Source organism: Cytobacillus sp. FSL W8-0315 (assembly GCF_038002905.1).
Taxonomy (GTDB): domain Bacteria; phylum Bacillota; class Bacilli; order Bacillales; family Cytobacillaceae; genus Cytobacillus; species Cytobacillus pseudoceanisediminis.
Genome location: NZ_JBBOOC010000001.1, coordinates 2916408 through 2931254, shown reverse-complemented (window position 1 = coordinate 2931254; position 14847 = coordinate 2916408). Strand labels below are relative to the sequence as shown.

Sequence of the window (14847 nt, the reverse complement as noted above, 5' to 3'; positions counted from 1 at the left end):
CCTTATATACCAAGGGCTTGGACAATTTTATAACCAGTTCTGTGAATGCGTTAATTTGTATTATACGAACATTTATTCCGTTATTATACATCCGTTGATATATCATATTAAGTCGTTTCCCTTTTGGAATTGTTATTATGCGTTCCGGTCAATTAATATCCTCTTTTTTCATGACAATCAACTGCCCTGACATAATGTCATAATGAAAGTAAGTTGTACTCTAGAAAAACCAAAGGAATGTCTCAATTTTGAAGACATTCCTTTTCTAACTAGAAATTCTTAGGTCCCCTTCAAATAAAAGCACCCTATTGTTAAAGTACAATTCTTCACATCCTTTTTTGCTTTTACCAAATAACTTTTGATATTTGTATTACTTATTTTTCATTACCAAAGTTTGTTGTTCTGCATTCTAAATTAAGGCATACAGCCCCTTTAACAAAAGAGGCGATTGTCTATAAGAACAACCGTCTCCCTAATAGCAATCATTTTCCTTTGTATCTTTTGTAAAGAAACATAATTATGACCATTATGAATGTAATAATTATTGAGTTTTTTAAAATCATAAAGAAAAACTCTGGATAAGTTGTTTCTGATGACGAAACCATTCCATTAACATCTTCTGTGGTTCTAACCCTTTGTATCAAAACTATCATTAATGAGAAAGAAGTAATAAAGGAATATATTGCCGTTTTCACTAAAGTTCTCTCCATATAATTTCTCCTTATCCTAAATTTTGATTTTGCTTCTAACGCAATTGTAACATTTTGTAATTCATTTAGTGCCCGCTTCTTTATTCCACAAAGCTGCCCCGTTTGTTAAATAAGAAAAGCCAGCTGGTTTGGCAGCTGATTAGCCTGCCCCTTTCGTATAATTATGTTTCTGGCTATTGAGAGTATATGTGGTTTCTCGGAGAACTTCTTATTCAGAATATGGATTAATTCCCTATGATTCTGACGCCAATATATTCTTCATTTCGACAAAGAAAAAACGAGGCAGATGCCCTCGTTTTTTCTATTATTGGTATTTGGCTTTAATATATGTTTTCTTGGTATGGTAGGAAGTTTTATATGTAATATATTTTTCGCTACTGCAACCGCCCGTACGGGTTATTCTCTGATATTTTCTCCAAACGTCACCGTAAATTCCTGGACGGGACCATCTAGCAGGGTCTGCCTTGATAAATGTACCATTTCCAGGTGGTGCTACTGATACAGAAACTGAAGCCCCACTTGCTCCACTATAACCAATAGAATAACTTACAGTTGATTGACCAAAAAAGTATCCGTCTACTTTATCCCAGCTTTTAAATGAAGGATGATAGTTTATAAAGGTATTTGATCTATCTAGCTTATCTGAGAGTGTTTCATATTTGTATTGATAGGCACATGAGAATGTAGATACCCCACCGCTTTTAATGATATTTCCATTTTGGTCAGTAACAAAACTATCTGGTAGGCTAGAAGTTTCGGTTATTAAATTTCCCTCACCATCTATATATTGATTAATTATCTCTGGTGAAAATTCAACTTCCGGAACATCGATCTCTTCTTCTGCACTGGCATTAAAAGGTACAGCAAACAAAGAAATTACTAGTAATACAGCTAAGAACCAGTGACTGGTAGTTTTTTCCCTTTGCATTTTTCCAACTCCCTCTATAGTATTAATATTATAGTAAATTTTTTGGAAAAAATATTCAATAGATTTGAAAAAATGGATTAAATTGGAAGGTGTTTTGATGAAAAAGTATTCAATCTATACTTTGGTACTATTAGGGGCTCTAGTAATTGGGCTTGTAGTATATGAACTAGTATTTAAAGAAACAGATCCAAATGGAAACATCCTTTTAAATGCCTATGATGATTATATGAAACACAATGAATATGAAAGCTTAGAATTCCATCCTGATGAAGATCATATATATTCTTTATATGAAAATACTTCTGAGAATACGATTGGGTTAGTTGAGTACCGTAAAAATGGAGAAGTGAAAACTGAAATGGGAAAGCAAAGGGGATTAGATTTTTATGTTCTTCTTCTTGAAGGGGAATATAATAATTATGTAGGAGTAAAGTTTGAAAAAGATCCTCAGGAAGTAGGTTATTTTGAGTTAATTTCACAAGAAGGAAAAACAGAAAAATTTGTAGTTAATTCAAAAAAAGAAAAGTCTTATACAGTGAGTTACATAGCTAAAACAGAGTTAGATCCTGACAACATTCAAACTATAAAAGTGTATACTAAGGATGGAGAGACCTTATACCATGAAAATATGTAAAATAAGCTTTTATTAGCTAGAGTAACGGTAATGGGTTCTGTTTTGAAGGAAGTTCAACTCGTTAAAGAAATAAATCTGAGATATTTCCATTTAAATCATAAAAATGATCAGAGATTTATACCTCTGATCATTTCTTAAACTTAATTCCGTTAAAGTACCCTTTAGCGATCCATGAAGCACTAAAATAAGCGTTTCACCACAGAGAATGAAAATGGATAGGTAGTGTCAATACTTATACCGTAATCCAGCCAACCAATCCAAAGATTTATTATTTTACGGTCTCCACTTTTTTAAACATTGAGCAGGGTCTACTAAAGTATGAGGAAACTTATTTTCATGTAAGACAAGCCACCAAGAGATATTATTTTCTTAGCAATATGGGTCAATAACGCGTAACCCTCTTTTATACTGGGCAATTTATTTATGTCAGCAAGGGAGCAAACCACAAATCCACTACAGCTCTATTTCTAACCCTGGCTCTTACCATTTTTGAATAAAGTATACTACAGAGCACACATCTCTCTGGCATGCCGCAAATCTGCGGCTATTTTTTTGTTCTAATAATTTCCCTAAAGATCGCAGAGATATAGAAAAATCCATTTAATTTGTAACAAACAAGCGTTAATTCATAAAATAAGCGTTAATCCTTCTTGGATCAACGCCATGTTAATTAATATATTTAAAAGCAAATCTTGCCTTCTATATGTTAAATTTCGTTATTTGACCTCGTTCAAATGCTCTTCAAGACGATTCCAAGTATCTGTAATGCCTTGCAGCATACCCATTTCCATTACGGACTGGAGAGCCTCTGCGGAAACGTATTCTCCACGGTTAATTAATTTCGTTTTGCCGTCTACATCCACAAATTCCAGAGTCACTTCTGTAGATGGCATTTCCTCGTTAATTGTCCCTTCAGCATCGGAAAAGTAGTCTGTATAGCTGATGCTTTCCGGCTCGTTAATCTCCTTGTATATCCCCTTGCCCCAGGATTCCATGCCATAGAATTGGCCCTGATTCTGATCAACACACTTCATGCAATAATGCCATACTCCACCAGGTCTGAAGTCAACGCTGCAAACAGGGAGCTCCCATCCTCTCGGACCCCACCAATGTTTCAGGTGTTCTGGCTCTTTAAACATTTTATAGACGAGCTCGCGCGGAGCATCGAATACGCGCTCCAATACCAGCACTCGTTCATCTTCAACTCTTGAAAGCATTGCATTATTTGACATTGTTACTCCTCCATTAGAAGCTGTATTTGTAAAACCGTTTGCAACTGAAGAGACAGATTTTGTTGAGCTTACTCCATTTATCCATCAATTCAAAGGTTTTTTGCCCTGCAATACATTAAGGTAATCATCCAGCCTATCCATCCTGCCTTCCCATAAACGGCGATAGGAATCAAGCCACCTATCCAGTTCTTGAAACGGTTCAGGCCTGATTTTATAAATCCGGCGGTTGGCGATCGGCTGAACCTCCACGAGGCCAGCGTCACAAAGAACGCGAAGATGCTTGGAGGTTTGAGGCTGGTTTAAATCAAGTTTTTTTGCGATATCCCCCACCGGAAGCGCTCCTTCCAGCAGCAGGTCAATGATATCCAGGCGGTTGGGCTCAGCGAGTGCACTGAAAATTTGCCCGTTCATGTTGAATCATCTCCCAGTGTGATGTGTTCACTATTTCCATTTCAATTGTAGATCCCACCCCCGCTTCCTTATTTTAACTTTCCTTAAGAACAATATACACCATTAGGAATATTCCCGTAAAGGAATATTTTAAAAATCATAAAGTAATTTTTTTCTCCCCTCTAAATAAACATATCCGATAATACTCTTTACCTTGTTTAATCGTTAGTCAGCATGATTCTTCCCTGCTAATAATTTTCAGAATTGGTTCTTAAAGACAAAGCTGTGTTTCAGGCAGAACAGCGGGAAACCACATGAGAATCGAATGGTGGATCTTAGTAATGGTTTATATGGCAGCGACTTCCATTCTTCTCTTCATTCCGAAAAACAAGATTCGGCTTGCGGTTATGGCTGCCTTATTTAAGCAGTTTATTACGTTTCTGGCGGGTCTGGCTGTCGTGGAGCTGGGCATGCTTGAATATCCGATTCGATTATTCCCCTCCATAAGCAGAACGAGCTTTACATATGAATACTATGCGTTCCCGGTTGTATGTGCCGCGTTTATTGTGTGGTATCCGAATGACCGGAGCCATGTTCTTCAATTCAGTTATTTTGCAGGATTTGCATCAGTATTGACCTTTGTTGAAGTCCTGATCGAAAAATACACCGATCTCATTACCTATATACATTGGGAATGGTATATTACCTGGTTTTCATTATGTCTTTCCTTCTATATCAGCCGCTTATTTTGTAAATATTTTGGTCTTTCTTGCTTACAAAATGGTTATTGAGGGGCTTGTTATGATATGCAAACATCGTTTGTTGTCTTTTTCATCATCGTTAGCTTATTGTTTGGTGCCTGGAAACGGCTGAATGAATTTTATCCCACCTTATTATTTTGGATTATAGGCGACCTGCTATATGCTTCGCTGCTTCATGACTTCAGGGTTTGGGAATTCCGTCCTGTATGGATTGACCATTTTATTCTGCCAACGCACACCATAATAGCAACAGCCATAGCATTTCTGATCTGTTGTGTACTTGGGAAGATTCCCCAAAACCATTTTCAAAAGAATAGGCTGGGTTGTTTTTTGGGCTCTGATTTTCGAGGGTATTGAATTAATTGCTTATTTTAATGAAAGCATCATTCATCAGTATGGATGGACACTTGCTTATTCCTTTCTTTTTAACATAATGACTTTTTCCTTACTCGCGATCCATAAATGGAAGCCATGGGCAGCCTGGGTTTTAGGATTTATAAGCATTCTACTTTTATGGATCATCTTTGATCCGCCGCTTCCCCAGTAAATAATCCGGCCCGCTGCCCACACACATAGGATGCGGGTCCAGATTAAAAGGAGGGCGGAGTCACAGAGAATAGAATAACAGCTTTTTCATCAAAGGTATTTTCCCACTTATGCTTCATATATGCTGGTATTTTAACGCTGTCACCAGCTTCTAATATGTATTCTGCTTCATCCAGATTCACCTTAATTTTCCCTTCCAATATATAAGCAACCTCTTCCCCTTTATGCTCCAATAGCTTCTCCGACGAGGAGGTGCCCGGAGGGATATTCATGATTGCAGTTGCCAGTGTCCCTGTAAAATCAGGCGACAATAATTCATAGGATATGTTTTCAACCACCATATGTTTACGTTCATTAAATCGTACAACTAAATCTTCTGTATTCGTCTCTTCGAGTAGAAAGCTAAAGGTGGGAACATCAAGGGCTTTGGCTAAAACCTTCAAGGTCTGAATCGAAGGATTCGCGAGCCCCCGTTCAATCTGGCTTAACATGGAAGGGGTAATTTCAGCTATTCTGGCTAATTCTCTGCTGCTATAACCCTTCTCCTTCCTGAATTTCTCCACTTTTTTGCCAATATCTATATTTTCCATAATCCCGCCCCTTAAATTTTTAAATATTTTAACAAAACACGATCATCTTGTGTTAAATTATATTTAACATTTGTTAAATTATATTTTAACACATCAGCAAGGAGTGAAGAAAATGAATGATTTCTTTACGTTTTTGGTTCTTTCATTGTTTGTGGTAATGAGTCCCGGAATCGATACAGCTCTTATTACAAAAAGGACGATTGCAGACGGAAGAGCAGATGGCTATAAAATGGGACTTGGGATTACAGCCGGCTCTTTGGTACATACCTTTGCGGCTGCTTTCGGTCTATCAGCTATCTTAATGCAGTCTGCTGCTGCATTTGAAATCATAAAATATGCCGGGGCTGTCTATTTGATCTATCTCGGGTTATCTTCGTTCATCTCGATGAAAAAGAAGAAAGACACTGGTATAGAACCTGAGGTTAAATCCGATATGAAAAAGTCTGCCTTTAAACAAGGACTCCTTTCAAATGTGCTCAATCCCAAGGTTGCGATGTTTTTCTTAACCTTTCTGCCCCAATTTGTGAAGACAGGCGAAAACGCAACACATCAGCTGATCATCATGGGAATTATATACACACTGCTGAGCATCTCCTGGTTTTTCATATACGTCTACTTCATAAATTATATGCGGGAATGGCTCATGTCCCCGAAAGTACAAAGGGTTATGGATAAAGCAACAGGGCTTGTCTTAATTGGATTTGGATTAAAGCTAGCCTTGGATAAACAGCATTAAACTGTAAAAAACATTGGATAACCCCAATGTTTTTTTACTTCCGCTGAAGCACAAAAGGAAGATCACAGGATACCCTGGTGAATTCAATGGTAATGGTGAAGGAGCAGCAGTGCTTCGGCAATCGATGATAAATTCTCTTTCTGCAGGAACTGCTCCTGGCTGCTGGGAGAACTTAAAAATTGCGCATCTTTAAATCTGACAAAAGAAAACTCTGCAGGCTAAGGACTTTGACAAGGACCTAAAGCTAAAAATTCGGCAGTTTCCTTTCAGCATAAGCAAAAATTCCTGCCCTTTTCTCTCATTCCTTAATGTACTGTCGGCACATCCCTCAAAAGCTGATGGCAGCGGTTCACACCACCAGCATTTTCTTAAAACAAACATACTATCACCTCCTATATAACTAACATATTTCTAAAAATTCAATGTTATAAAAACCAATGCATTACCTACCTGAGCCTGAATTACAAAGGTAATGTCTGCCCTGCACATTTGCTTATCCAAGCAGGACCAGATTTACTGATAAAAAAACTTAAAAGAAGCAGTTGATTATTGTCACGTCCATACTGTATGATACATAGTATAAACCATATAGTGTATGACATATAGTATATCAAGCGAGGTGAGTGAATGAGTACGCTGCTGAATTCGTTAACAACAGAACTTCGGAGAGGAACACTGACGCTGGCGGTTCTAAGCCAGCTGCGGACACCGCAATATGGGTATTCGCTAGTTCAATTATTAGAGGACTCCGGCATAAATATTGATCAGAGCACGTTATATCCATTGCTGCGGCGTCTGGAAAAACAGGAGCTTGTGACAAGCAATTGGGATCATACCGAGAGCAGGCCACGCAAGTATTATGTTTTGAGCGAACTGGGACTGGAGACTTTTCTGCAGTTAAGAGAGGAATGGATCAAGAATTCAAAACAGCTTTACGGGCTGTTGAAAGGGGATGAGGAAGATGAATTTAATTGAGGTATATATACAGGAAGTGACCCGGAGGCTGCCTGAAAAAAGCCGTGCGGATATCGCACTCGAGCTGCAGTCAACGATTGGGGATATGCTTCCGGATGATTACAATGAGGAGGATGTTAAGGATGTCCTCGGTAAATTGGGAAGCCCCGCAGCTTTAGCCGCCGGTTACCGTGATCAGCCGATGCATCTCATCGGGCCGCGCTATTTTGATGTTTATGTGTCATTATTAAAAATGATCCTGCCGATTGCAGCAGCGGTTGCATTGATTTCCGTTGCTGCCGAGTTCATTTTGGACTTTAACCGCGATGATACCATCATTAATGCGGTGCTCGGTTTCATGGGATATGGGATTTGGAGACTGATTGAAGTGGCCGTTCAGGTATTTTTCTGGCTGACGATTGTATTCGCCGTTATTGAGAGAATGGATAAAGGAAAAGAGCAGCATCCTTTATCTCCTAGCTTAAAACCATGGACACCGGAAGACTTGAAAAGCATCACCTATATTCCGAAGAAGAAAGCCATTTCCAAGTTTGAGGTTTTCGGAAGCTTAATGTGGACTGCCATTTGGGCAACCCTTTACTTTTATGCAGACCGGCTGATGGGTGTATATAGAGGCGGCGGTGAAGGACTGAAGTTCCAAATTGCAGCAGTCAGCCAGGAGGTTCTGCTCGGGTATTGGCCTATCGTCGTAGTCATCATTGCGCTCGAAGTGGGATTGGCACTCTACAAATTAATCATTGGCCAATGGACGAAAAGAATGGCGATCTTCAACACCGTCCTTGAACTGTTCGCCACCATCGTGTTCATCTTCATTCTGCTGAACCCGAATTTGCTCCAGCCTGAATTCACAGCCTACATGAGCGATTTATTCTCGATTTCAGCCGCTCAATTTAAAAACTGGCTGCTTGGCGGCATCATGATGGTATTTATCTTTTATGCAGGAATGAGTATCTTTGATGGGATACGTAAATCAAGAATTCAATAATGTGAAGTCCACAATCATAATGCCTGTTCTCAAAAATTAGAGAACAGGCATTATTGAATAGATTATAGAATTTTAACATTATCAGAAGTATATGAGTCTGGCTGGCTGCTAATCACGGTAAAATGATCAGGTGCCACTCTTGCTTTGATTTTCATTGCAATGATATATACAAGTGCAGAAGCAATGATGGACTGGACAGCTGGGAGGCCAAAGGATTGTACATATTGAGTATAATAACCAACGAAAGTTCCTACTGCTAATGCAATGGTCGCCATCCAATTCCATCCTTTATTATCGGTCCATTGCTGTTTTCTGATAAAAAAGAAATCTGCCATCATTACACCGCCAATGGCTGGATAAATTAATGCCGTCATATAAAGAAAATCCATAAAATAATCCAGTATGCCTGCTAAAGCAATAACAATGGAAATAATCGTACCAGCCAAAGTCAGCAAGGCTCTCCCTTTATTAGAGTTAACGTTCAGCATATTTGCCAACGCCAGACCCATACTATAGTTATTTACTAATTGACTGGTCCAAGTCGCTAACCATAAGATAAGGAACCCCCATACCGGAAATCCTAAGTTCATCATGACATTTACAATATCCGCATCGCCAACCCCAATGGACATGATGGCGCCAACATAAAAAAGCGGGAAACCAACAGCAATTATACCCAGTGGTATAAGGACATTGTCTTTTACAGAAGGCTTCGCATAGCGTGTATAATCTGAGGCAATCACCCATTGTGAAACGTTTATGCCAATAACTAAACTGACGGCAGCAAGAAAAGTCATTTGTGGTTCAGGGTTCCAGGATGCTATCTTTTCCCAGCCGATATTTTTTAAAGCATAGAAAATACCGCCTGCAATTAATAATAATCCAGCTGGTACCGCTAAATAATCAGTCCACTTCATAGATGAGTATCCAATTATGGATGGCAGTGCAAATAGAAGGCCAGCAATGATTGTAACAATGGCCCACATAAACCACTCAGTCTTATAATCTATTCCAAACATCGCTGCTATGGCATTTCCTGCTACAGCTGTCTGGAGCGCCCACCACCCCATTGAAACGATAAATATTGTCAAGCCTACAATAAATCTTGCCTGATTTGAACCAAAGCTTGTTCTGGCAATTACTGACGATGACCGGCCAGTTTTTGCACCGATGTATCCTGCAAGGGCATTACCGATCCATTGGAAAATAAACAAAGCTGCTGCCAAGATCCAGAACAACTTCCCGAGACCAAAGCTTGCTGTCAATGTTGCACCTACCATTAAAACCGGAATTGTAAATTCAAGTCCCCCAAAAATGATTGCAGGTGAAATCCAGTGCTGCCTTTCATTTATTGGTACTGAAGCAAGAGCTTCATCCTTTCCTCCGGTTTTCCTTAAAGACACATCCTCCATCCCTGTCCAACTCCTTTTTATTTTATATCGGAATATTCTGTAAAATCTTCTTATAATAAAGACCTTGCCCATGCAAGGTCTTTATAGTGAAAGTAGTTAACCAACCAATACCCACACAATCTCACAATCCTCATCACTGTCATTGTAGGCAATATGTTCCTGCCCTGCAGGAATAAAGGTTGCATCTCCGCTTGAAACCCGATAGGTTCTTCCCTTCGTTTCTGTTACAATTGAACCTTTTACTATAATCGAATATTCATTTTCTTTATGATTAGAAACTCCTGTTAAAGGGACTCGCTTTCCTGGTGGAATGACAACCGTACCAACTTTCAGGTCTCCAGCCAATGCTTTTTGTGAGAATACTGTTTTAAGTGGAACTGCAGCATTCGAATCAATCTGGATATCCGCTATATTTAATACATCCACTTTATTCACCTCTCCTCTGACGTTCTTCTGTTAAACCTTCGACTTCATATGTTTTCTCATTTACTTTTACCCCAAAGTCAGCTTCTGCCTGCGCCACAGTGATATAGCCATTTTTCACATCTTTGGCTACCTTTTCTGCAGGACGCTTGAAAGGCTCTCCGTATCCGCCGCCTGTAGCGGTCACCAATTTAACGACATCCCCTTTATTCAAGGGGTATCTAGGATAGATCCCAAATGGGCCATCGACATCACCATTTGCTTTCTCAATATAAACCTTGTTAGCTGATCCGTCATTCCCGTCATTCATTCCCCAAGGAACAAATTTATTCCGTCCAAAAGTTACAGAAACCATTTGGTTGTCAGTTAGGGCTTTATAAGAGCGAATGACACCAGAACCGCCAATATACTCTCCTGCTCCGGCTCCATCTGTATGCAAGCTGTACTCATCAACCATAATGCCATACCTTGTTTCAGCTACTTCAACTGGAACATTATACGTTTCGCCATCTCCAATGCAGAATTGTCCTCTTGCACCATCCTGACCTTCAGATGCGCCCCAGCCGCCAACAGAAGGCTCAACAATTAAAAATGGTTCATCTGTATCCTGATGCAATCCTGATAATACGACCGAACAAACAGATAACAGGTGGCCAGCATTAAGCCTATGTGGAATTACTGGAGCAAGAGCTTTCCATATCAAGTCAGCTCCTGCAAGCATGCTTTCCCAATAGATTGAAACAGGAGCAGGCCGTTCTGCTGAAAGAACTGAGCCCTTATCTGTAATAACCTCCAATGGACGGAACACTCCATCGTTCGCATCTTGAGAAGGATTCGTAATGGCGAGGAAAATAGTCCGTACAGCTGAAACAAGTGCCGTATAAGAACAGTTAACAGGTCCTGGAACTTGAGGGTGGCTTCCCCTAAAATCAGCAACGAATTTTTCATCAGAGATGGTTACTTTAACTTTGATCTTGAAAGGGCCATTCCCAAAGCCATCATCATCAATAAACCCTTCAGCATGAAAAGTGCCTTTTGGCAGTTTGGTTAATTCCTGACGTGCAAGCTGTTCTCCGTGGTCGAGGAGATAATCAACTGACGATAAAAATAATGGCTTCCCATGCTTATCACATAATTCCTTAACACGTTTTTCACCCGTTTTAAGGGCTGCAACCTGAGCCCACATATCTCCCAGCGACAATTCCGGGAATCGAACATTGGCTTCGATGATATCGACAATAGCCTGATTGATTTCGCCTTCATTGAAGAGCTTAACACTTGGAAACTGCAAGCCCTCCTGAAAAATATCTGTAGCATCGTTGCTGAAGGAACCTGGGTCTTTCCCACCCACTTCTGTCCAGTGTGCCTTATTGGCAGAAAAAGCAACAATTTCTCCTTCATAGAATATGGGCATGACCAGGCCAACATCGGAAAGATGGGAGCCGCCGCCGCCATAGGAATCATTAATAATGATAATATCGCCCTCTTTTAGCTTTCCATCCCCGAATTTCTTGAGTGTTTGCTTTACCATATCTGAAAGCATCCCAATAAATCCTGTAACACCATTTCCTTGCGTCAACAGCTGCCCTTTTGCATCGGTAAGACCGCTGGCATAATCCAATACTTCATAAATAATGGGGCTCATTGATGTTTTAGCAAGTGCAATAAACATCTCATCGCCAATGGCAACAAGTGAATCTTTCACAATCTCAAGTGTAAATGGATCTACTTTACTGCGAACAAGTTGCGTCATTTATTCCACCCCTGTTTCAATGATTAAATTTCCGTACTCATCTACAGTCAAGGACTGACCTGGATAAATAACCGTAGAAGCAGACTGTTCCTCTACAATGGCTGGCCCGGAAACCTCCATGCCTTTACCAAATAAACTGCGGGAATATACCTTTGTTTCGACCCAGCCTTCCTCTTCAAAATAGACCGGCCGTGTTTCTTTGTAAGCTTCCTGAATATTGCTGTTTATGGAATTAATTTTTTTCATTTTTGGCTTTAGTACCTTCCCAAAAGCTGTTAAATGCAGATTAACAATTTCTGCTGGTGTTCCTTCAAGCTTAAAAGTATAGTGCTGTTCATGAAGATCACCAAAGCGCTTTACCACTTCTTTAAGGGTTTCATCAGACCATTCCCCGTTCGGAACAGGAACCTTTACGGTATGCTCCTGCCCAAGATATCGGATATCTGCAAACCTCGTAAATAACACCTTTTCTTCCGATACGCCCTCTTCCTGATATTGTTTAAGTGCTTGTACTTCAATTGAATTCCATTCTTTGTTTAACTCAATAGGATTAAGTTCATTTATTCTTCTAATATATGTCTGGATGTAGTCATGCCTTAAGTCGGTCATAAGCATTCCCCATGCTGAAAACACAGATGAAGCTACTGGTACGATTACTTTTTTGACACCAAGTTCTTTAGCCAATGCAGGTGCATGCATTGATCCTCCGCCCCCAAAAGCGACCAATGAGAATTCACGGGGATTATGTCCTTTTCTTACTGATATAAGCTTTAATGCATTCAGCATATTGGAGTTTGCAATTCGAATAATCCCTAATGCAGCTTCTTCCACCGTCATTCCAAAATGATCGGCAACCTTCTCTTTAATGGCAGCCTTTACTTTATCCAAATCTACTTCATAATCGAAGTTTTCTGGAGAAAGCCTGCCAGTAATCAAGTTTGCATCTGTGGTTGTTGGTTCCGTTCCACCTTGACCATACGCCACAGGACCAGGTAAAGCGCCGGCAGATTGCGGACCCACCTTTAATGAACCTGCTCCGTCTATCCATGCGATTGAACCGCCGCCATTTCCAATCTCAACAATATCAACAACGGGTACTTTTATGGGATAACCAGCACTTCGTTCATTTTTTTCGATAAAATAATCAGTTGAAACCTTTACCTCCCCCTGATTAATCAGAGAACATTTCGCTGTAGTCCCGCCAATATCAAAAGCAATGATGTTTTTCTCATTCAAGATTTCACCAAGAACTGCAGCACCATAAATCCCGGCTACAGGTCCGGACTCTACCATATTAATAGGGGTTTGTTTTGCACTATTAAAGGTTGTTGTACCGCCGTTTGACTGCATAATGTAATTTTGGCTGTCAGTCTTGTTTTCTACTAATTTATTATGCAGACGGTTTACATAGGTAGCCGCAATCGGCTTAACATATGAATTAAGAACCGTAGTACTGGTCCGTTCATATTCCCTCCATTCCTTCGTCACTTCATAGGATGCTGTAACGGCTGCTTCTGGCCATAGCTTTTTTATTAATTCCACTGTCTCAATTTCATGAACTGGATTAACATAAGAGTGTAAGTAGGCGACAGCAATGGCTTCTACTTTTTGTTCCTTGAAATAGTTAATAACAGCCGATAACTGTTCCTTGTTTAACGGAGTAAGTACCTCACCTTTATAATTCAGGCGCTCCTCTACTTCCTGGCGTAAATAGCGCTCAACAAAAGGCACCGGCTTTTCGTATCGTACATTAAATAGATCCGGACGGTTTCCTCTTGCAATTTCAAGCACATCACGGAAACCTTTGGTTGTAATTAAACCTGTCCTGACCCCTTTGCGTTCTGTAAGAGCATTGATAATTACCGTGGTACCATGGATAAAAGTCTTGATGGCTGTCTGATCGATTTCACTTTTCTCAATAACGTCGATCACTCCCTTTTCAAAATTGGGAGGTGTGGTATGGCTTTTAGCAACCCCAATTTCACCTTCATCATTGACATAAACCAGGTCAGTAAATGTCCCGCCAATATCTGTAGCTACACGCATGATACTCCACCTTTCATTGAATAGGATATTTATAATCAGCCAATTAAAAAATAACTGGCGTCAAAACACAAAGTAATCTTGACTCTTCATTTATGGGATTCTCTACCGTATGCGGGCACGTTGATGGAAAGTGAATGGAATCTCCTTCTCTGACTATGTATTCCTTCCCATCCACGTGGAAAATGACAAAACCCTTTAATACGTAATAAAATTCTTCGCCAGCATGGCCATACTGCTGAGTTTGCTTTTGATTAGGCGCTAAGGTGACCAATAATGGTTCAAGGCTTCTTCCTGAAAATTCCCCGTTCACCCTTACATAAGTAAACTCAGATCCCTTAATATTGAATGGCTTGTGCTCGCAAGATTTAACCATAAAGTTCTGATTAGGTGTTTCATCTTCAAAAAACTCAGATATTTTGACATTTAGCGCATCCGCAATTTTCTTTAAAGAAGTAATAGCTAATGAAGTAGCTCCTCTTTCCACCTGAGAAAGGAAACTGATTGACAACTCGGTACGTTCACTTAATTCTTTTAGGGTATATCCCTTCTGAAGCCTTAAATCTTTTATTTTTTTATAAATTTCTTCCATCTCGATCTCCTTTGAAGCAGTACTGAAAAAATTAAGTAATAGTGTAATTTATTTTAGTAATACTGTAATTAAACGTATAATATCATAAAATATTTAAAATTAAAAGAAAATTTAAAATAGATAAAAGATAACCACCT

15 protein-coding genes are annotated in these 14847 nt (G+C 39.6%); 5 read left to right on the top strand and 10 right to left on the bottom strand.

The window, feature by feature from the left end; genetic code table 11:
- Positions 1-482: 482 nt before the first annotated feature.
- Positions 483-710: a hypothetical protein gene (locus MKY20_RS15060; RefSeq protein ID WP_251265154.1), complete on the bottom strand. Its 228-nt coding sequence runs from the start codon at positions 708-710 to the stop codon at positions 483-485.
- Between the two features lie 304 nt (positions 711-1014).
- On the bottom strand, positions 1015-1638 hold the full coding sequence (locus MKY20_RS15055) for a hypothetical protein (protein WP_251265153.1): 624 nt from the start codon (positions 1636-1638) through the stop codon (positions 1015-1017).
- A gap of 97 nt (positions 1639-1735) precedes the next feature.
- Here MKY20_RS15055 and MKY20_RS15050 point away from each other — a divergent pair, with 97 nt between their 5' ends.
- Positions 1736-2272 (top strand): hypothetical protein, encoded by a 537-nt coding sequence (locus tag MKY20_RS15050; RefSeq protein WP_061794373.1) that lies wholly within the window; start codon positions 1736-1738, stop codon positions 2270-2272.
- Positions 2273-2988: 716 nt separating this feature from the next.
- On the opposite strand, the gene MKY20_RS15045 is transcribed toward MKY20_RS15050, so the two are convergent.
- Positions 2989-3504 (bottom strand): SRPBCC family protein, encoded by a 516-nt coding sequence (locus MKY20_RS15045; protein WP_251266995.1) that lies wholly within the window; start codon positions 3502-3504, stop codon positions 2989-2991.
- 84 nt (positions 3505-3588) lie between these two features.
- Positions 3589-3915, bottom strand: coding sequence for an ArsR/SmtB family transcription factor (locus MKY20_RS15040; protein WP_035329701.1), 327 nt, complete (start codon positions 3913-3915; stop codon positions 3589-3591).
- A gap of 293 nt (positions 3916-4208) precedes the next feature.
- Between MKY20_RS15040 and MKY20_RS15035 the strand changes: the two genes are divergently transcribed.
- Positions 4209-4685 (top strand): CBO0543 family protein, encoded by a 477-nt coding sequence (locus MKY20_RS15035; RefSeq protein WP_341001804.1) that lies wholly within the window; start codon positions 4209-4211, stop codon positions 4683-4685.
- A gap of 560 nt (positions 4686-5245) precedes the next feature.
- Here the strand turns inward: MKY20_RS15035 and MKY20_RS15030 are convergent.
- Positions 5246-5791 (bottom strand): cupin domain-containing protein, encoded by a 546-nt coding sequence (locus MKY20_RS15030; RefSeq protein ID WP_071155333.1) that lies wholly within the window; start codon positions 5789-5791, stop codon positions 5246-5248.
- A 112-nt stretch (positions 5792-5903) separates the two neighbouring features.
- Between MKY20_RS15030 and MKY20_RS15025 the strand changes: the two genes are divergently transcribed.
- From MKY20_RS15025 to MKY20_RS15015, 3 genes are all read left to right on the top strand, one after another.
- The gene (locus MKY20_RS15025) at positions 5904-6527 is read left to right on the top strand and encodes a LysE family translocator (RefSeq protein ID WP_251266998.1); all 624 of its coding nucleotides are present in this window, start codon (positions 5904-5906) and stop codon (positions 6525-6527) included.
- Positions 6528-7154: 627 nt separating this feature from the next.
- Entirely contained in the window at positions 7155-7502 is a 348-nt protein-coding gene (locus tag MKY20_RS15020) for a PadR family transcriptional regulator (RefSeq protein WP_009333937.1), read from the top strand.
- Positions 7489-8487 (top strand): hypothetical protein, encoded by a 999-nt coding sequence (locus tag MKY20_RS15015; RefSeq protein ID WP_251266999.1) that lies wholly within the window; start codon positions 7489-7491, stop codon positions 8485-8487. Before MKY20_RS15020 ends, MKY20_RS15015 begins: the two co-directional genes overlap by 14 nt.
- A gap of 62 nt (positions 8488-8549) precedes the next feature.
- On the opposite strand, the gene MKY20_RS15010 is transcribed toward MKY20_RS15015, so the two are convergent.
- From MKY20_RS15010 to MKY20_RS14990, 5 genes are all read right to left on the bottom strand, one after another.
- A complete protein-coding gene (locus tag MKY20_RS15010; RefSeq protein WP_251267000.1) occupies positions 8550-9899 on the bottom strand; it encodes a purine-cytosine permease family protein in 1350 nt (449 codons plus the stop codon).
- A gap of 96 nt (positions 9900-9995) precedes the next feature.
- Positions 9996-10325, bottom strand: coding sequence for a cupin domain-containing protein (locus MKY20_RS15005; protein WP_192908781.1), 330 nt, complete (start codon positions 10323-10325; stop codon positions 9996-9998).
- 1 nt (position 10326) lies between these two features.
- A complete protein-coding gene (locus MKY20_RS15000) occupies positions 10327-12075 on the bottom strand; it encodes a hydantoinase B/oxoprolinase family protein (RefSeq protein ID WP_009333933.1) in 1749 nt (582 codons plus the stop codon).
- Complete coding sequence (locus MKY20_RS14995; protein ID WP_192908782.1) at positions 12076-14121, bottom strand: hydantoinase/oxoprolinase family protein; 2046 nt, start codon at positions 14119-14121, stop codon at positions 12076-12078. It lies immediately after the preceding gene.
- A 43-nt stretch (positions 14122-14164) separates the two neighbouring features.
- Positions 14165-14710, bottom strand: coding sequence for a helix-turn-helix domain-containing protein (locus tag MKY20_RS14990; RefSeq protein ID WP_009333931.1), 546 nt, complete (start codon positions 14708-14710; stop codon positions 14165-14167).
- Between the last annotated feature and the right edge of the window lie 137 nt (positions 14711-14847).